At 68.8% G+C, this 17,848-nt stretch carries 15 protein-coding genes; 8 read left to right on the top strand and 7 right to left on the bottom strand.

The window, feature by feature from the left end:
- Window positions 1-167: 167 nt before the first annotated feature.
- On the top strand, window positions 168-1,046 hold the full coding sequence (locus tag RJ03_RS25965; protein WP_036506783.1) for a TIGR03854 family LLM class F420-dependent oxidoreductase: 879 nt from the start codon (window positions 168-170) through the stop codon (window positions 1,044-1,046).
- Window positions 1,047-1,091: 45 nt separating this feature from the next.
- Here RJ03_RS25965 and RJ03_RS25960 read toward each other — a convergent pair whose 3' ends face one another.
- The 3 genes from RJ03_RS25960 to RJ03_RS25950 all read right to left on the bottom strand — a co-directional run bounded on the left by RJ03_RS25960 (window position 1,092) and on the right by RJ03_RS25950 (window position 4,652).
- Window positions 1,092-2,036 (bottom strand): zinc-binding dehydrogenase, encoded by a 945-nt coding sequence (locus RJ03_RS25960; RefSeq protein ID WP_036506780.1) that lies wholly within the window; start codon window positions 2,034-2,036, stop codon window positions 1,092-1,094.
- Between the two features lie 22 nt (window positions 2,037-2,058).
- A complete protein-coding gene (locus RJ03_RS25955) occupies window positions 2,059-3,519 on the bottom strand; it encodes an NAD-dependent succinate-semialdehyde dehydrogenase (protein ID WP_051025261.1) in 1,461 nt (486 codons plus the stop codon).
- Between the two features lie 146 nt (window positions 3,520-3,665).
- Entirely contained in the window at window positions 3,666-4,652 is a 987-nt protein-coding gene (locus tag RJ03_RS25950; RefSeq protein WP_051025267.1) for a TauD/TfdA dioxygenase family protein, read from the bottom strand.
- A 74-nt stretch (window positions 4,653-4,726) separates the two neighbouring features.
- On the opposite strand from RJ03_RS25950, the gene RJ03_RS37345 reads away from it, so the two are divergent.
- The 7 genes from RJ03_RS37345 (at window position 4,727) to RJ03_RS25920 (ending at window position 14,059) form a co-directional block, all read left to right on the top strand.
- Window positions 4,727-4,912, top strand: a complete 186-nt coding sequence (locus RJ03_RS37345) for a hypothetical protein (RefSeq protein WP_157121646.1) — start codon at window positions 4,727-4,729, stop codon at window positions 4,910-4,912.
- A 77-nt stretch (window positions 4,913-4,989) separates the two neighbouring features.
- Window positions 4,990-6,201 carry an ROK family transcriptional regulator gene (locus RJ03_RS25945; protein ID WP_083871337.1) on the top strand — a complete coding sequence of 404 codons (1,212 nt, stop codon included), beginning with the start codon at window positions 4,990-4,992 and terminating at the stop codon, window positions 6,199-6,201.
- A gap of 53 nt (window positions 6,202-6,254) precedes the next feature.
- Window positions 6,255-7,340 (top strand): ABC transporter substrate-binding protein, encoded by a 1,086-nt coding sequence (locus tag RJ03_RS25940; RefSeq protein ID WP_232329245.1) that lies wholly within the window; start codon window positions 6,255-6,257, stop codon window positions 7,338-7,340.
- Window positions 7,341-7,344: 4 nt separating this feature from the next.
- Window positions 7,345-8,199 (top strand): ABC transporter permease, encoded by an 855-nt coding sequence (locus tag RJ03_RS25935; protein ID WP_036506709.1) that lies wholly within the window; start codon window positions 7,345-7,347, stop codon window positions 8,197-8,199.
- Window positions 8,175-8,915, top strand: coding sequence for an ABC transporter ATP-binding protein (locus RJ03_RS25930; protein WP_036506708.1), 741 nt, complete (start codon window positions 8,175-8,177; stop codon window positions 8,913-8,915). Before RJ03_RS25935 ends, RJ03_RS25930 begins: the two co-directional genes overlap by 25 nt.
- Window positions 8,916-8,954: 39 nt before the next feature.
- Window positions 8,955-10,298 (top strand): LLM class flavin-dependent oxidoreductase, encoded by a 1,344-nt coding sequence (locus RJ03_RS25925; protein WP_036506706.1) that lies wholly within the window; start codon window positions 8,955-8,957, stop codon window positions 10,296-10,298.
- Entirely contained in the window at window positions 10,295-14,059 is a 3,765-nt protein-coding gene (locus RJ03_RS25920) for an ABC transporter ATP-binding protein (RefSeq protein WP_036506704.1), read from the top strand. Before RJ03_RS25925 ends, RJ03_RS25920 begins: the two co-directional genes overlap by 4 nt.
- On the opposite strand, the gene RJ03_RS25915 is transcribed toward RJ03_RS25920, so the two are convergent.
- The 4 genes from RJ03_RS25915 to RJ03_RS25900 all read right to left on the bottom strand — a co-directional run bounded on the left by RJ03_RS25915 (window position 13,978) and on the right by RJ03_RS25900 (window position 17,821).
- Complete coding sequence (locus RJ03_RS25915) at window positions 13,978-15,591, bottom strand: molybdopterin-dependent oxidoreductase (protein ID WP_373281724.1); 1,614 nt, start codon at window positions 15,589-15,591, stop codon at window positions 13,978-13,980. The genes RJ03_RS25920 and RJ03_RS25915 overlap by 82 nt on opposite strands.
- Window positions 15,592-15,657: 66 nt before the next feature.
- Complete coding sequence (locus RJ03_RS25910) at window positions 15,658-16,395, bottom strand: anti-sigma factor (RefSeq protein WP_036506702.1); 738 nt, start codon at window positions 16,393-16,395, stop codon at window positions 15,658-15,660.
- A complete protein-coding gene (sigK, locus tag RJ03_RS25905) occupies window positions 16,388-17,035 on the bottom strand; it encodes an ECF RNA polymerase sigma factor SigK (RefSeq protein WP_036506701.1) in 648 nt (215 codons plus the stop codon). The genes RJ03_RS25910 and sigK overlap by 8 nt, the downstream gene beginning before the upstream one ends.
- A gap of 117 nt (window positions 17,036-17,152) precedes the next feature.
- Window positions 17,153-17,821 carry a fasciclin domain-containing protein gene (locus RJ03_RS25900; RefSeq protein ID WP_036506698.1) on the bottom strand — a complete coding sequence of 223 codons (669 nt, stop codon included), beginning with the start codon at window positions 17,819-17,821 and terminating at the stop codon, window positions 17,153-17,155.
- Window positions 17,822-17,848 lie beyond the last annotated feature (27 nt).

Raw genomic sequence — 17,848 nt, 5'->3', positions numbered from 1 at the left:
GATGGGTCATCGGCATGTTCAATCCGACCGTCCCGCACGGTGGTTGGGGGCGGTCCGGCACCGGCTACCGCTGGGTGGCGCGAACGGCCCGCGTCGATCGTTCACAACTGGCGGCCGAAATATCGGTCCGGCAGCGGCTGTTGTGCAGGGTTGTGAGCAATGGCGAGGTGAAGATCCGGTTCGGCGTGGGTACGGGTTCGGCCGCCGATCCGTACGATCTGGCGGCCCTGGTGGATCGGCTCGAGGCGGCGCGGGTCGATTCGCTGTGGTTCTCCGAACTGGTCTTCGCCCCGGCCGTCGATCCGACGGTGGGGATGGCGTTCGCGCTGGCCCGCACGAGCCGTCTGAAGGTCGGTACCTCGGTCGCGATTCTGCCCGGGCGCCATCCCGTGCTCGTCGCCAAGCAGTTGGCGTCCCTGGCCGCCCTGGCTCCGAAGCGGGTGCTGCCGGTGTTCGGATTACAGCCTGCGGGGCCGGGGGAGAAGGAACTGTTCCCGGTGCCGGGGCCGCGCGGCGCCGTCTTCGACGAATCGCTGCGCCTGCTGCGAGCGGTGTTGCGCGCCGACGATGTGGACTTCGACGGTGACTACTTCACCGTTCGCGCGGCGACAGTCGGAAAGCGGCCGGCCCGCCCGCTCGACATCTGGCTGGGTGGTCGGTCGCCGGGCGCCTTCCGCCGCATCGGCCGCTACGGCGACGGCTGGCTGGGCAGCTTCGTGACCCCGGACGAGGCGGCGGCCGGAGTCACGGCGATCACTGCGGCGGCGGCCGCGGCGGGCCGGGAGATCGAAGCCGACCACTTCGGCATCACGCTGCTGCTCGCCGAGAACGGCATCCCGGCCGAACTGGCGGCACGGATCGGCGCGCAGCGACCGGGTGCCGATCCGGGCGATGTGATCGCCGGGAGCTGGGCGGACCTGCACCGGCTCGTGGACGGGTATCTCGCGGCCGGACTGAGCAAATTCGTGGTGGTGCCGGCCGACGGCACGATATCGGCGCAGTTCGTGGACCGGTTCGTCACCGAACTGCTGCCGCGTCAGAACTGAGGACGCACGGCTGTCGGCACCGGCCGAGGCCGTGCGCTGAGGGCGTCACGGTACGTCGATGACGAGCTTGCCGGCGTTGTGCCCCTCGTCCAGCTGTTCGTGGACCGCGACGATGTCGTCGAGCGGCATGATCTTCGCGATGCGCGGGTGGACCAGGCCGCGCTCGAACAGCGGAGTCATCTCGGTGAGCCGACGGCGTTCGCGGCTGAGGAAGATGCCGTAGAGCGTCTGGTTGCGCTGGTAGAGATCGTCGAGCCGGCCTTCCGGCCCCAGAATGGTGGCGATGCGCCCGCCGTCGCGGGTGGCGGCGCAACTGCGGCCGACATTCTCACCGCCCACGGTATCGAGTACCGCGTCGACGCCGCCGCCGCCGGTGTGCGCACGGGCGACCTCGACGAAGTCCTCGCTCTTGTAGTCGATCGGGGTCGCGCCGAGATCCCGCAGCAGCCCCTGATGATCGGCTCCCGCGGTGGCCAGCACGGTGGCGCCGGCCGCGCGGGCGAACTGCACCGCGAACGTGCCGACACCGCCGGATCCGCCGTGTACCAGCACCGTCTGTCCCGGGCGCACGGCGAGCCGGCGCACGATCGCCTCCCACGCGGTTCCGCCGGCCAGCGGAATCGCGGCGGCCTCCGCGAACGACAGGGTGGTGGGTTTGGGCGCCACGATCGCGGCGGCCGCCACGTGGTACTGGGCATAGGCGCCGCCGCCCGAGGCCAGTTCCGAGGTGTAGTACACGGCGTCGCCGACCGCCACGTCGGTGACGCCGTCGCCCACCTGTTCCACCTCTCCGGCGACATCGCTGCCGATCACGGCGGGCAGCGGCAAGTTCGGATTCGCCAGTCCCCGGCGGATGATCCCGTCCACCGGGTTCGCGCTCGACGCCCGGACTCGCACCAGCACCTCACCCGGTCCCGGAACTGGTGTATCGACGTCCTGAACCGTGAGTGCTTCCGGACCACCGAATTCCCGCAGCACCGCTGCACGCATGCGCATCTCCTCCTTCGAACGGTCAGCCCGCGACACCGGCGGATGCGGTCTTGCGGGGCAGGGAACGAATCAGTTTGCGATTGGCGAACTCGAACATGCCGAGTTCGGACAGTTCGCGACCGAAACCGGACTGCTTGATCCCGCCGAAGGGCAGATCGGGCTGCGAGGAGGTCGGATGATTGATCCACACCATGCCGCTGGCGATCTGCTCGGCCACCGCTCGCGCGCGGTCCGGGTCACTGCCGTACACGGTGGCGCCCAGCCCGAACTTCGAGGTGTTCGCCAGCTCGATCGCCTCGCGTTCGTCACCGACGCGGTACACCACCGCGACCGGCCCGAACAGCTCCTCGGAATAGGCCCGCATATCGGGGGTGACATCGGTCAGCACCGTCGCGTCGACGAACCCGTCCCTGCGTCCCGGCTCCGGTACGTCGGGGCGGCCGCCACCGGTGACCACCGTGGCGCCCTTCTCGCGGGCATCCTGAACCTGTTCCAGCAGGTCCTCGGCCGCCTTCGGGGAGGAGAGCGGTCCGAGTGTGGTCTCCGGATCCGACGGGTCGCCCGGTCGCAGGGCGCCGAACCGCTCGGCCAGACCGGCCACGAAGCTGTCGTACAGCTCGTCCGGGACGATGAAACGCTTTGCCGCAACACAACTTTGACCCGTATTCCCCAGCCGCCCGGTGGTCGCCGCATCGATCGTGGCGTCCAGATCGTCGGCGTCGAGCACGATGAAGGGGTCGCTGCCGCCGAGTTCGAGCACGCATTTCTTCACGTGCCGCCCGGCGATCTCGGCCACCGACGCCCCGGCGGCGTCGCTGCCGGTGAGGGATACGCCGCGGACAGCGGGGTGGGCGACGACGTGCTCGACGTCCGAGATCCGCAGGAAGACGTTGGTGTAGACACCTTCGGGCGCGCCGGCGTCGGTGAAGATCTTCTGCAGTTCGAGCGCGGTGAGCGCGCAGATCTTGGCGTGCTTGAGCAGAATCGTGTTGCCCAGCACCAGATTCGGTGCCGCGAACCGCACCACCTGATAGAGCGGGAAGTTCCACGGCTCGATGCCGAGCAGCACTCCCAGCGGCGCGTTGACGATCTGGGCTTCGCCCTCCTCGACCGGCAATGCGGTGGGCTCCAGGATGCGCGGTCCGTTCTCGCCGTAGTACTGCAGAATGCTCGCCGCGAGGTCGACTTCGAATTCGCTTTCGGAAATGCGTTTGCCCATTTCGCGGGTGATCAGCCGGGCGAGGTCGTCCTTGCGTTCGCGCATCAGATCCGCCGCGGCGGACACCACCCGCGCGCGCTGCTCGATCGGTGTCGCGCGCCACGACCGATACGCGTCGTCCGCGCGTTCGAGCAGGGCATCGAGTTGCTCGGTCGCCAGATAGGGCAGTTCGGCAAGGGTTTCGCCGGTATAGGCGTCGACCGTCTCGAACGGTTCGGCGTCGGGACCCGAGGCGCTCATCGGCTGGACGTTGGTTGATGTCATCGGTCACCACTCCTCGTACGACGGAATCCGACTCGGTCGGTGTCGGTCGGGTGTCAAGGGGTGGCTACCCGCCCACGGCGCACGAAACATCCACCGGGATGCGGGGGTGCGGCGGCCCACCCTCCGGAGGGTGGGCCGCCGATTCCTCAGGAGACCTTGACGTGGGCCTCGGTGGTGAACTCCTCGCCCGCGATGATCTGCGAGACGAAGCCGTCCGGGCCCACCGGACGGTCGCCGACCACGGTCACCCGGTGCAGGGTCCGGGTCACGTCGAGGTGGCCGAGGTCCTGGGGGCCGAGGTGGGCGGTCGAGCGGTTGTCCCAGACGGCGACGCTGTTGGCGTCCCAGCGGAACCGGACCGTGTACCGGGGGCTGCTGAGGTGGCCGAAGAACAGGTCCAGGATCTTGGCGCTCTCGACGGGAGACAGCCCGGAGATGTGATCGGTGAAGCCGGGGTTGACGAACAGTGCCCGCTCACCGGTTTCGGGATGCACCCGTACCACCGGATGTTCCGAGATCAGCAGATTGTCGTTGATCCGGCGGGCGTAGGCCTCGTTGTCGTCGAACTTGCGGCCCGCCGAGAACCGGTGCACCGCGGTGAGCCCGTCGGCGAGCGCACGCAGCGGCTCGGACAGACCCTCGTATGCCGCAACGAGATTCGTCCAGGTGGTGTCGCCGCCGAATTCGGGAACCACCTCCGAGCGGAGGATGGAGATGGCCGGCGGGTTCACCGAGGCCGTCACATCGGTGTGCCAGCCGCTGTAGTAGCTGTACTGGCGCTCCTGGGAGTCCGGTCGCGCCGAGCCGTAGCGCCGCTCGTAGACCTGGGGGTCGATGGTCAGGATCTGCGGGGCGTCGCTGGGCGGCGCGTCCTCGTGCGGGTGGGCGTGGGTGAGCTCGCCGAAGCGGCGGCCGAACTCGATCTGCTGGGCGTGGCCGAGGTGCTGGTTACGGAAGAACAGCACCTTGTACTTCAGCAGCTTGCGGCGCAGCCGCGCGACGGTCTCGTCGTCGAGGGGCTTGCTCAGATCCAGTCCACCGATTTCCGCGCCGATATGCCCGGCCACCCGATGCACGGTGAAGGCGCCGTCATTACCTTCGGTCGTTTCGTTCTTTTCGACAGCCAGTGTCATTTCACTACACTCCATCGCATTCGAATGCACCCGGCCGAGAATCGCCATTGGTGCGGGAGATACCGTGGGGTGCAATGATTTCCGATCCCCACGACGGTTCCGATGATAATTTCGAAACCTCTTCCGCCGCACTTGTTGCCGTCGCCGTGATTTCAAATATCCGCGTTATTTATTTTTCTCGGCAAAGAAATTCCGGACGGTTCTACAATGGCATCCCACCGCGCCGACCGGCCGATTTGCCCGAGTTCGGATCACGCTGATGCGGAACGGTGCCGAACCTCGCCCGGTCTCGTAGGGTCGGCCGGAGACGTATGGGGACCAGACGGGACCGAGGCCTATGAGACCGGCGAGAGGGTGGCCGACGGCCGCGGGCGCGGTACTTCGCGCGATCTTGGCATTGGGTGGCGCATCGCGTTCGGTGGTCGCCGCCCACGCGGGACTGTCCCCGGCGACGGTGACGAGTCAGACCCGCGCGCTGCTCGAGGCCGGTCTGCTCCGCGAATCGCCTCCGGTGGACCGCTCGCAGCGGGTGGGCCGGCCGCATTCGCCGCTGGAGCTCGATCGCCGGAATGCGGTGGCGGCCATCCATTTCGCGGCTACCCAGACCCGGGTGGCGGTGGTCGACATCGCCGGTACGCTCGTCTCGAGTGCGCTGATTCCGCACCGCACGCTCGAGGGAGCGGATCTGGTCGCCGACGCGGCCGCCGCACTCGCCGCGCTGCGCCGCGACCTTCCGGACGACACCCGCTTGTCCGGGGTCGGGGTCGCCACCGGCGGCTGGGTCGATCCGGAAGCCGGCGTGGTGCTCTCGCACCCGCTGCTGCGCCTCGAGGACACGCTCGTCCGGGACGTGCTGGTGCAGCTCACCGGCCTGCCGGTGGAACTCGACAGCCACGCCCGCGCGATGGTGCACGCGGAACAACTGTTCGGCGCATTGGATTTCGACGCCTCGGCCGCCGTGCTGTTCGTCGGCAATGTGATCGATGCGGCCTTCGCCGTCGACGGGCGCGTCCACTACGGCCCCGGTTCCTCGGCCGGCTCGCTGGCCACGCTCGTTGCGTCCGACCTCGGTCCGGGTGGCCCGGGCCCGCTCGACACCTATTCCGACCGCTCGCTCGAAAGGCGCGCGGCCGGTTCGGGGATTGTCGCGGAGCCCACGATTCCGGCGCTCATCGCCGCCGCCGAAACCGATCCGCGGGCCCATGCCCTGTTCGAGGATCGGGCGCGCGGACTCGCCGCCGTGGCCGCCGCGCTGCTCGATGTGCTGAATCCGGAGACGCTGATCATCACCGACCGGGCCTTCACCGGCCTGCCGGCGGTGCGCGCCACCTATTTCGACGCGATCGCCGCGCGAGCGCAGGTGCGTTCCGCGCGGCACCGCATCATCGGCACCTCGTTTCCCGACCGCTCGCTGGAGACCGCCGCCGCGGCGGTGTTGCTGCATCGCCTCTACGCCGACCCGCTCGCCGTCGCGGCGGAGGGCTTCGGCGCCCACCGGAAGGAGGAGCCCGCGCCGCGGTTCGAATCACCGCAGTTCGAGTCTCGTTAATTTTAAGTAGACCGAATATTGTGGGCCGCAACATAATTCGCGACGATCGATAGATGAGAAAGCTCATCGAAGCGCGACCGTCTACGCGTAGGATGCGCCTCACCCGCAGGGTCGGCGCGGCGTCGTTCGTGGTGCTGGTCGCCGCCTGTGCCTCGTCGGCCTGTGCGGCCTCCGGAGGGTCCGCCGACTTCAGCAAACCGCTACCGACCAGCGTGCCGCCGGGCACCTCGCTGAAGATCTCGGCGACCGATATGAAGGTCGCCCTGACCAGTAGCGGCCAGATCGACAAGTTGCCCTTCACCGTGCCCGACTGGCCGAATGTCTCCGCCGGCCCGGATGTGATCCAGGCCTTCAAGGGCGGCGCGGTGGAGTTGGCCAGTAACGCCGGAATCCCGTCCATCCAAGCCCACGCACAGGGCCTCGACACCCGCATCGTCGCCGTGCTGTGGCGCAGCACCCCGAACTACGGCCTGGCCACCGCCCCGGGCAGCGGTATCCACAGCCTGCAGGACCTGCGCGGTAAGAAGATCGCCTTCTCGCCCGGGCAAGCGCAGGGTGGTGTGGTGCTGCGGACCTTGCAGCAGGCCGGGCTCACAACCTCCGACGTCACCCTCGTTCAGCTCAACAGCCCGCAATTCCTCACCGCGCTGCAGGGCAAACAGGTCGATGTGGCGCCGCTGGCCGAGCCGTCGCTGACGAAATACCTCGCTCAGTATCGATCCGAGGGCGCCGGCACCGTGCAATCCGACGCGGTCGACGCCTTGAGCATTCTGTGGGCGCCGACCTCGGTGCTGGCCGACGACGGAAAGCTGGCGGCCGTCACGGAATTCGTCAAATTCTGGGCGCGGGCGAAGGTCTGGGAATGGGAGAACCAGGACCGGTGGATCGCCGACTACTACGTCAAGAATCAGGGCGTGAGCGAGGCCGACGGCCGCCGCATCATGGCCACGACCGAACGGCCGTACTTCCCGGATAACTGGGACAAGTCGATCGACTGGGAACAGCAGACGATCGACTTGATCACCTCCTCGGGTGCCTTCGGGAAATCCTTCGACGCCCATCAGTTGTTCGATCGGCGATTCGAGAAGATCGCCGCCGACGCGGTGGCTCCGCAATATCGCACCAAGGCACAGGGGTGACCCGATGACCGTCGTCTCCGCACATCTTCCCGCTCTCGGCGCGCGTCCCGCCGTCGCCGCGGGCTTCACCGCCCGGCCCGCGCGCCGCCGCCTCGGCCTGCGCCGGCAGATCCCGTTCGCGCGGTTACTCGGTGTGGTTCTGCTGCTCGCCGCCTGGTCGGCGGGGGCCTATCTCGGCCTGCTCGATCCGCGCAAATTGTCCGCCCCGTGGACGGTGGTGACGACCGGGTGGGACTTGCTCACCGACGGTCAACTGCTCACCAACATCGCGGTGTCCATGCAGCGCGTGGCCACCGGGGTGTTCCTGGGCATTCTGATCGGCACCACCCTCGCGCTGATCGCCGGCCTGTCCCGGGTCGGAGATTCGTTGGTGGACGGCGTGGTTCAGCTCAAACGCTCGATTCCCACGCTGGGCCTGGTTCCGCTGATGATTCTCTGGCTCGGTATCGGCAACGGCTTCAAGATCGTGCTGATCATGCTCGCCGCCGCGGTGACCCTCTACGTGCCCGCGCATTCCGCACTGACCGGTATCGACCGGCGGCTCGTCGAACTGTCGGAGATCCAGGGCGTTTCCCGCTTCGACTTCATCCGGCAGGTGGTGATTCCCGGATCGCTGCCGGGCTTCTTCCTCGGATTGCGGCTCGCGGTGAATACGTCGTGGCTGGTGCTGGTGGTGGTCGAGTCGGTCAACGCGACCGACGGTCTGGGAAAGATGATGCAGGACGCCCAGAACTACGGCCAGGCCGACGTCATCCTCGTCGCGCTCGCCGTCTACGGAATTTTCGGCCTGGCATGCGATTCCGGAATCCGGATCCTGGAGCGAAAGGTGCTGTCGTGGCGGCAAACACTGGCGGACTGACCCCCGACCCCGGTGCGGGTGTGCAACTGGACGGGCTGACCCGCAGATTCGGCGGCCGAGCCGTACTCGACAACGTCGATCTGACCATCCCCGAGGGCCAGTTCGTGGCGCTGCTGGGCAAGAGCGGATCCGGCAAGTCCACGCTGCTGCGGGCACTGGCCGGTATCGATCACGGTGTGGCGGGCGACGGCCTGTTACGGGTGCCGGACCGGACGTCCATGGTGTTCCAGGACTCCCGGCTGCTGCCGTGGAAGCGGGTGCTGCCCAACGTCCTCTACGGTCAGCCCCGTTCCCGCCGGGCCGCGGCCTCCACGCTGCTCGGCGAGGTCGGTCTCGCCGGACGCGAAAAAGCGTGGCCGGGAGAGCTTTCCGGCGGCGAGCAGCAGCGTGCCGCGCTGGCTCGCGCCCTGGTGGGCGAGCCGGAACTGTTGCTGGCCGACGAACCCTTCGGCGCCCTGGACGCGCTGACCCGCATCCGCATGCACGCCCTGCTGCGCCGCCTCGTCGCGGCTCATCGCCCGACCGTGCTGCTGGTGACTCACGACGTCGACGAGGCCATCACCCTCGCACAGCGGGTGCTGATTCTGGACCGCGGGCGCATCGACGTCGATATCGATATCGATATCGACGGCCCGCGCGATCCGGCGCAACCGCAGTTCCAGCGGATCCGACGCTCGCTGCTGAGCGCGCTGGGCGCCGATCCGATCGCGGCCTGAGCGCCGATCATCCACTACCGGAAAGACTTTCGACCACCGATGAGCAGAACTCTGCATCTGAACGCATTCCTGATGTCGACCGGCCACCACGAGGCGTCGTGGCGGCTGCCGGAATCGGACCCGTTGGCGCACTTGGATATCGAGCACTACATCCATCTGGCGGAAACGGCCGAGCGGGGCCTGTTCGACTCGATCTTCTTCGCGGATTCGCCGGTGTTGCAGGGTGATCCCGGCCGCCGGCCGGTCGGCAAGCTGGAGCCGACGATTCTGCTGACCGCGATCGCTTTGCGCACCCGCCGCATCGGCCTCATCGCCACGGCGTCGACCAGCTACAACGACCCCTACAACCTGGCGCGGCGCTTCGCCTCGGTGGACTGGGTGTCCGGCGGCCGGGTGGGCTGGAATATCGTCACCACCGCCGGTGCCGACGCGGCCCGCAACTTCGGCCTCGACGACGTTCCCGATCATCGGCTGCGCTACGAGAAGGCCGCCGAATTCGTCGACGTGGCGACCAAACTCTGGGACAGCTGGGACGACGACGCCTTCATCGGCGACAAGGAACTCGGCATCCACTCCGACCCGGACAAGGTGCGCGAGATCAACCATATCGGCGAGTTCTTCCGGGTGGCGGGACCGCTCAATGTGCCGCGGTCGCCGCAGGGGTATCCCGTTCTGGTGCAGGCTGGTTCGTCGGAGGACGGTAAGGGGTTCGCCGCCCGCTACGCCGAGGCGGTCTTCACCGCGCAGCAGACCCTCGAGGACGGCAAGCAGTTCTACGCCGATCTGAAGGAGCGGGCGCGTCGGCTCGGACGTGACCCCGGCACCGTCAAGATCCTGCCGGGCATCGTCCCGGTGATCGGCGACACCGAAGCGCACGCACGGGAACTCGACGACGAGCTGACCCGCCTCATCCAGCCGGAATATCAGCGCCGCACCCTCGCGGAGCGGTTCAAGCTGCCGGTGGACGCGCTGGATCTGGACAGCGAACTGCCCGCGGATCTGCCGACCGAGGACGAGATCCAGGGGGCGAAGAGCCGGTTCACGCTGATCGTCAACCTCGCTCGCCGCGAACGACTCACGGTGCGCCAGCTGATCGCGCGCCTCGGCGGTGGTCGCGGGCACCGGACCTTCGCGGGCACCGCGGAACAGGTCGCCGACACCATCCAGGAATGGTTCACCGACGGCGCCGCCGACGGATTCAACGTGATGCCGGCCGCCCTGCCCTCCGGGCTGGAGAGGTTCGTGGACGAGGTGGTGCCGATCCTGCAGGAGCGCGGCCTGTTCCGGACCGAATACGAGGCGACCACCTTGCGCGGGCACTACGGATTGGCGCGTCCGGAGAACCGGTTCAGCGCGGCCGCCGATGCGGCGATCGCTCAGTGAGCCGGACGGATTCGGCTGCCGATCAGGGCTGGGTGCGATATCTGCTGCATCGATGTCTGTCGCATCCGCGTGCCGTCGCGGGTGCGGCCGCAGGCGCCCTCGGTAGTGCCGCGCTGACCGCGGCACTACCCCTGGTGGTGCGCCATGTCGTCGATACGCTGGGTGATTCCCGGGTACCGCCGGCCGCCGCCGTCACCGTCCTGATCGTCATCGGTGTGCTCCGGTTCGGGCTGTCGATGCTGCGCAGGGTGTGCTCGTCCACGCTGTCGCTGGGCGTCCAGTTCGATCTGCGGTCGGATCTGTTCGCCGCGCTGGTGCGGATGCCCGGCCGCGAGCAGATGGCGGTGTCCACCGGACAGGTGGTGAGCCGCGCGATCAGCGACATCACGCTGATTCAGATGTTCCTGCAACTGATTCCGATCGTCACCGGCAATGCGGCGCTGCTGGTGGCGGCGCTGGTGCTGATGGCGACGATGTCGTTGCCGCTGGCGGGCATCGCGCTGGTGCTGCTGCCGGCACTGTGGTTCGTCACCCGGCGCTCGCAGCGAGAACTGTTCCCCGCCAACTGGGATGCACAGGCCCAGGCGGCGGAGGTGGCGATGCGGGTGGAGTCCGCGGTCGCCGGTGTCCGCGTCGTCAAGGGGTTCGGGCAGGAGCGCCGGGAGACCGGTGAACTGGAGCAGCGCGCCCGTGACCTGTTCCGGTCACGGCTGCGCGTGGTGCGGATCACCAGCCGGTTCACTCCCGCGATGGCGGCCCTGCCGGCCCTGGGCCAGGTGTTCATCCTGGTGGTGGGCGGTCTGCTGGCCCTCCACCAGAGCATCAGCCTGGGCACGTTCCTGGCGTTCATGACGTATCTCGGGTCGTTCGTCAGTCCGGTACGGCAGTTCTCGACACTGCTCACGGTGAGCCAGCAGGGCAAGGCGTCGCTGGATCGGGTGCGCGAGGTCATCGATGCGGGCCCGGGGCGGGAGGCGGCCGCGGTTCACCCGCTCGCCGCGGCCGTCGCGCCGCCGCGGATCGACCTGTCCGGCGTGAGCGTGCGGATCGGCGACACCGCGGTACTCGACCACCTGGACCTGACCATCCCCGCCGGGTCGACGGTGGCGTTGGCGGGCGGCGCCGGATCCGGGAAATCGACACTGACCGCACTGCTGCCGCGACTGATCGATCCGGATGCCGGGGTGGTGCGGATCGACGGCGTGGATGTGCGCGAGGTGCCGGATCTCCGCGGCCGGGTGGCCATCGTCTTCGAGGACACGCATCTGATGGCCGACACCATCCGGGCGAATGTGGCCTACGGCCGTCCGGAGGCCACCGACGATCAGGTCTGGCACGCTCTGTATCTGGCCGCGGCCGACGACTTCGTCCGGCGGCTGCCCGAACAGCTCGATACGTCGATCGGCGAACGAGGACAACGCCTTTCCGGCGGCCAACGACAACGGCTCGCGCTGGCGCGAGCGCTGATCACCGACGCCCCCGTACTGGTGCTCGACGATGCGACGTCGGCTATCGATGCGAAGGTGGAGCAGACCATCTTCGAACGCATCGCCGCCGAGGTGCAGCGGCGCACGACAGTTGTCGTAGCGCACCGTGTTTCAACGCTTGCCCTGGCGGACCGGGTGGTGATCCTGGACGGCGGCCGGGTCGCGGAATCGGGCACCCTGGCCGAGCTCCAGGAATCCGGAGCCCTGTTCGCGACGCTGTTCACGCCACCCGATGTCGCGGAAATCGGTGCGGCACTGCGCGGTACGACCGACGGTGTGCCGACCGAGATCCTGTGGGCCGAACCCGCCGAGTACGGCGACGAGAGCCGCACCCTGGAGCAGATGGCGCGGGCGTTCTCCCACCATGCGGCCGGGGCGGGCGGTTTCGGGCGCGGCGGCGGCATGATGACCTCCGCACCGCCCAGCGGTGACGTGCAGGCCCTCATCGACGCGCTGCCACCGGTGACCGGTGAGCCGAAGGTGCCCGAAACATTCACCCGCACAGCCGATCCCGAGTTCGGATTGCGCCGGTTGCTGCGGCCGTTCGCCGGTCCGCTGCTGGCCGGCCTGGGCCTGGTCGCACTGGACGCGATCGCGCAGATTCTGATCCCGGTCCTGGTGCGCTACGGCATCGACCGGGGAGTCCTGGTCGGCGCGCGGGATGTCCTGCTCGGCGCGGCGGCGCTCGCGGCCGCGGTGGTACTCGTCGACTGGGCGATCAGCGTCGCGCAGGTGCGGGTGACCGGGCGAGCCGGGGAACGGCTGCTGTTCGGCCTTCGGGTGAAGACGTTCGCCCAGCTGCAACGGCTCGGCCTGCAGTACTACGAACGCGAACTCGGCGGCCGGATCATGACCCGCATGACCACCGATGTCGACGGTCTGTCCACCTTCCTGCAGACCGGACTGTCGACGGCGCTGACCTCCTCGCTGACCATCGGCGGCGTGGTGATCGCACTGCTGGTGATCGACGCCCGGCTGGCCGTGGTGGTGCTGGCGCTGATGCCGATCCTCATCGCGTCCACGGTGTGGTTCCGACGGCTGTCGGTGCCCGCCTACAACACGGCGCGGGACAAGGTCAGCGCGGTCAACGCCTATCTGCAGGAGAATGTCGACAACATCAAGGTCACGCAGGCCTATCGCCGCGAGGCGCGGAACCAGGCCAGATTCGACCGGCTGTCGTGGGAGTACCGCGACGCCCGGCTGCGCAGCCAGACCCTGATGGCGGTGTTCTTCCCGTTCATCGAATTCCTGTCGGTGGTGGCGACGGCCGCCGTCCTCACCGTGGGTGTGCATCAGGTGCGCGGTGCGGAGCTGAGCGCCGGGACGCTCATCGCGTTCCTGCTCTACATCGATCTGCTGTTCGCCCCGATTCAGCAGCTGTCGCAGGTGTTCGACAGTTATCAGCAGGCGGTGGTGGGTGTCGATCGGCTCGGCCGGTTGTTCGCGGTCGAGGTCGCCACCCCGCAGGCGGCGCGGCCGCAGGCGGTGCACCGCGTCGACGGTGCGATCGAGGTCCGGGATGTGGGCTTCCGGTACCGGCCCGAGGACGCCGCCGTCCTGCACGACGTGACGCTGCGTATCGAACCCGGGCAGCGGGTCGCGCTGGTGGGCGAGACCGGGGCCGGAAAGTCCACGCTGGTCAAACTCCTGGCCCGCTACTACGACCCGAGCGACGGGCGAATTCTGGTGGACGGCACCGATATTCGCGAGTTCCGGCTCGAGGACTACCGCAAACGGCTCGGCGTGGTGCCGCAGGAGCCGTACCTGTTCGGCGATACCGTGCGCGACGCCATCGCCTACGGGAAACCGGACGCCGATCCGGCCGAGATCGAATGGGCGGCCCGGGCGGTCGGCGCCCACGAGATGATCGCCGGACTCGACCACGGCTACCACCACCCGATCGGACCGCAGGGCAGGCTGTTGTCCTCCGGGCAGCGCCAACTGCTCGCCCTCGCCCGAGCTCAACTCGTCGAACCCGACATCCTCATCCTCGACGAGGCCACCGCATCCCTCGACCTCGCCACCGAGGCCCGGGTGCGCGCGGCCATCGACGTGCTCACCGCGGGCCGCACCACGATCGTGGTGGCGCATCGGCTGGCGACCGCGGCGGACTCCGACATCGTCGCGGTGATGGTGGGCGGCCGGTTGGCGGAGGTCGGCCCGCACGCGGAGCTGCTGCGGGCGGACGGGACCTACGCGGCGCTGTGGCGGGCGTATGTGGGGGCGTCGCGCGAGGACGACCGCGAATCGGCGCGCCCGCTCAACGCACGCTGACCGTGCGGGAATGCCACCCTGTCGCGCCGTCCGGCATCGGTGGACGGCGCTGAGCGGGCTGGGTGGTTCCGCTGGTGTCGGTGGCGCGGACGCGCAGGGTGTGGGCGCCCGGGGTGGCCTGCCACCGGTAGGTCCATTGCCGCCAGGTGTCGGGGGAGTTGCGCCTGTCCGGCCCACCCCCTCGCCGTCCAATACGCCTGTGCGCGATCGAATCGGGTCACCTCGAGGTCGACCACCCATTTGGTGGCGGAGACGTAACCGTAGAGGCCGGGCACCACGAGCCGCGCGGGGTAGCCGTGTTCGAGGGGCAGCGGCGCGCCGTTCATGCCGACGGCGAGCAGGGCGTCGCGCCCGTCGGTCATCGCCTGGATCGGCGTCCCGGCGGTGAATCCGTCGGCGCTGCGGGACAACACCATATCGGCGTCGGGGTGCACGCCCGCCTCGTGGAGCAGATCGGCCAGCCGGTATCCGGTCCACACCGCATTGCCCGCGAGAGTGCCCCCCACTTCGTTGGATACGCAGGTGAGGGTGATCATGCGCGCGATCATGGGCCGCCGACGCAAGTCGTCCATCGTGAATTCGACTGTGCGGTCGACCATTCCGTGGATGCGCAGACGCCACTCGGCACTGCTGAACGCCGGCACCTGTAGCGCCGTATCGACCCGATAGAAGTCGCTGCCGGGTGTAACGAACGGGGTCAGCCCCGGGAACAGGGGCGACATCACCGGGCTGATCGGTGCGGCCTCCGAAACAGGCTTCGGCACAACGAATCTCGCTCGGTCCGCGGCCACGTCCCGCAGCCGCTGTGCGACGAATCGTCCGGCCGCCGCGGCGCCGACCGCGATCGCGCCGACCCCTGCCGCCATCGCCAGGAAACGCCGGCGCTCCACTCGAATCGCATCGGAAGGATCGGCGTCTACCGAAATCCGTGCGCTGCCAAGTGATTCCGCGCGCGCACCGACCCCACGCCGCTCCGGCGCCTCACGCTGGTCCTCGGCGTCACCGTGGTCCGATAGCCGGACACGATTCGGCACACCGCCCCGACTGCGGTCCCGGACCTCGCCGCGGCGCCGTCCGTGTGGGAGCAGTAGCCGCAACGTGATCAGCCCCGCCACCACACCGGCCTCGGTCGGAACCGCGAACCACCACTGCGCATCCGGGCGACGCAGTGCCGCCACGGCGATCGCGATACCCAGCACGGCGAATACCGCGCTGCCGATGCGCCGGCGACGTTCGAGCACACCGCACAGTGCGGAAAGCGCCGCCATCGCCGCGCCCATGGCGGCGAACAGCACATCCTTGTCGTGACTGCCGAAGCGCCGGATCGCCTCCTCGCGCAGGTGCTGCGGCGTGTGATCGACGACCGTCGCCCCGGTGGCGAAGAACGGCGAGGAGCGTGGATCCAGGATCGCGCCCACGAATTCGCCGATTCCCAGCACCGTCGCACCGGCCAGAACCCCGGCGAGCGCGGCGGCGGCGAATCCGAGCGTGCCGCGGTGCGCGGTGGGCCCGCGCGTAGCCGTATCGATCATGATCTCCTCGATTCCCAGGTGGGGTGAGGAATTCGTGACGCCGGACCGCGCGGACGGCACCGTTCGTCAGCTCATCGGCATGGTGCCGATCGGAGTCGTCGTCGGAGCCGGGGAGCCACCCGCGGGTTCCACGGTGACGGCCAGCGCGTCGCCGCCGGAGTAGGTCGCGACCATCGGCGCGGACGAACTCGGCATCGAGTCCATCACTCCGGCCGAGCGCGGCGCGCCGGTGGGCGGTACCACCCACAGCTGGTACACATGGCCCTGCGGCGCGGGCGGCACGCTGTCGAAAGCGACTGTGGCCGCGCCCATTCCGGTGGACGCGTGCACCGTCAGCATGCCGCCGGTGCTCAGCGGCGCGCTCGCGGTGTGCGCATCCGGCTGTCGCATGATCTGTTCCGCCATCGGCGGATTCGCGGTCCGTCCGGCGTGTTGCTGGGCGACGATCCCGCCGCCGACTCCCGCCGCCACCACTACCGCGGCCGCCGCGGCCAGCCACCGTAGCCGAGGCCTCCTGGACGGCCGGGTGAGCGGAGCCGCGGCGGACGGATCGGCGGGCCGCGCCCGGTCGAGTGCGGCGAGTATGCGCGCTTCCAGTTCCGGCGCAGGCTCTTTCGCATCGAGGACCGACAACGCGCCCATCGTCTCGCGGACGCCGCGAACCACCACCGTGAAGGCCCGGCTCGTCTCGGGACCGGCGGTGGCGACGCGCTGTTCGATCTCGTCGCGCTCGGAATCGCCGACGGCGTCCAGGGCGTACGGATAGGCCAGGTCGAGCAGTTCGTGTTCGGATGTGTCAGGCATGGGAGGCAACCCCTGAAAGGCAGTTCTGGAGCCGCTTCAGCGCATCCCGGATACGGCTCTTGACGGTGGGGAGTGGCGCGTCGAGATGTTCGGCGACCTCTCGATACGTGCGCCCGCTGTAGTAGGCCAGGGCGACCGCTTCTCGCTGGGTGGCCGTGAGGGTGTCCAGGCAGAGCAGCACCGCCTGCTCCTCCAGTCGCTGACCGACGGTCTCCGCGACGACGTCGTGCTCGCGTCCCAGATGGGCGTGGCCGAAGACACGATCACGAACCGTCGCCGATTGCTCGGTGCGCACCCGGTCCACGGCGCGCCGGTGCGTGAGCATCATCAACCAGCCGATGGGGCTGGCCAGTGCGGCGTCGTAGCGTTCGGCGGCCGTCCACGCCTGCAGGTAGACCTCCTGGGTGACCTCCTCGGCGGCGCTGTGGTTGCGCAGGATGCGCAATGCCAGCCCGAACACCCGCGCGCTGGTCGCGCGGTAGAACCGCGTGAACGCGTCCCGGTTGCCGGTGGCGGCGGCCGCGAGCAGAGTCGCGAGCTCACGCTGCGCCTCCGCTCGCTCGCCGCCGCCCGGCGGACACGACGGGGCCTCGTCGGTGTCGGCCAGGCGGATCGAGGTGAACTCCGGATCGCCGGTCATGAGTGCGTTCCTGCATGCATAGGAAGAGTTTCGACATGCCCGGCGTGCCGGATGGGCGCGACCGGCGGAAAAGTTCTCACAACCCCGCGACCTGCGCCGACGCCGGCTCGAAAGTGATCAGGCCGGCGGCATCAGCACGGTGTCGATCAGGTACACCGTCGCGTTCGCGGTTTTCACGCCACCACAGACCACCGACGCGTCGCCGACCTTGATCATGTCGCCGGAGCGCGTCACCTTCACCGTGCCGCCCTCGACCGTCTTGTGCTCACCGGCGATGGCGTCGGGTGCGATCTGCCCCGGCACCACGTGGTAGGTGAGGATCTCGGTGAGCGTGGCGCTATCGGTCTTCAGGCTGTCGATCGTGGCCGGCGGCAGTTTCGCGAACGCGTCATCGGTGGGCGCGAAGACGGTGAACTGGCCGCCGTTCAACGTATCGACCAGGTTGACCTGCGGGTTCAGCTTCCCGGACACGGCTGCGGTGAGTGTGGTCAGCATCGGATTGTGCGAGGCGGCGGTTGCCACCGGATCCTGTGCCATCCCCTCGACCGAGCCCGAGCCCGAGGGCACCTGCTCGGCATAGGCCTTGCAGCCGGGACCGACCAGGCCGGCCATGGCATCGGCGGCCGAACCGGTCGGCGACATCACGGTGCTGGTCATCGCGATACCGCTCGTCATGGACGACGGCGATCCCGAACCGGAGTTGTCGTCGGAAGAACAGGCCGACACTCCCAGCAGGGCGGCCGACACGAGCGCCGCGGTGACGACAGCGCGCTGCATACTTTTCATCGGTTCATCGCTTTCCTCCGGACGACC

Source organism: Nocardia aobensis NBRC 100429, assembly GCF_000308375.1.
In the GTDB taxonomy this organism is placed as follows: Bacteria; Actinomycetota; Actinomycetes; order Mycobacteriales; family Mycobacteriaceae; genus Nocardia; species Nocardia aobensis.
This window is presented reverse-complemented; position numbering and strand designations above follow the sequence as displayed.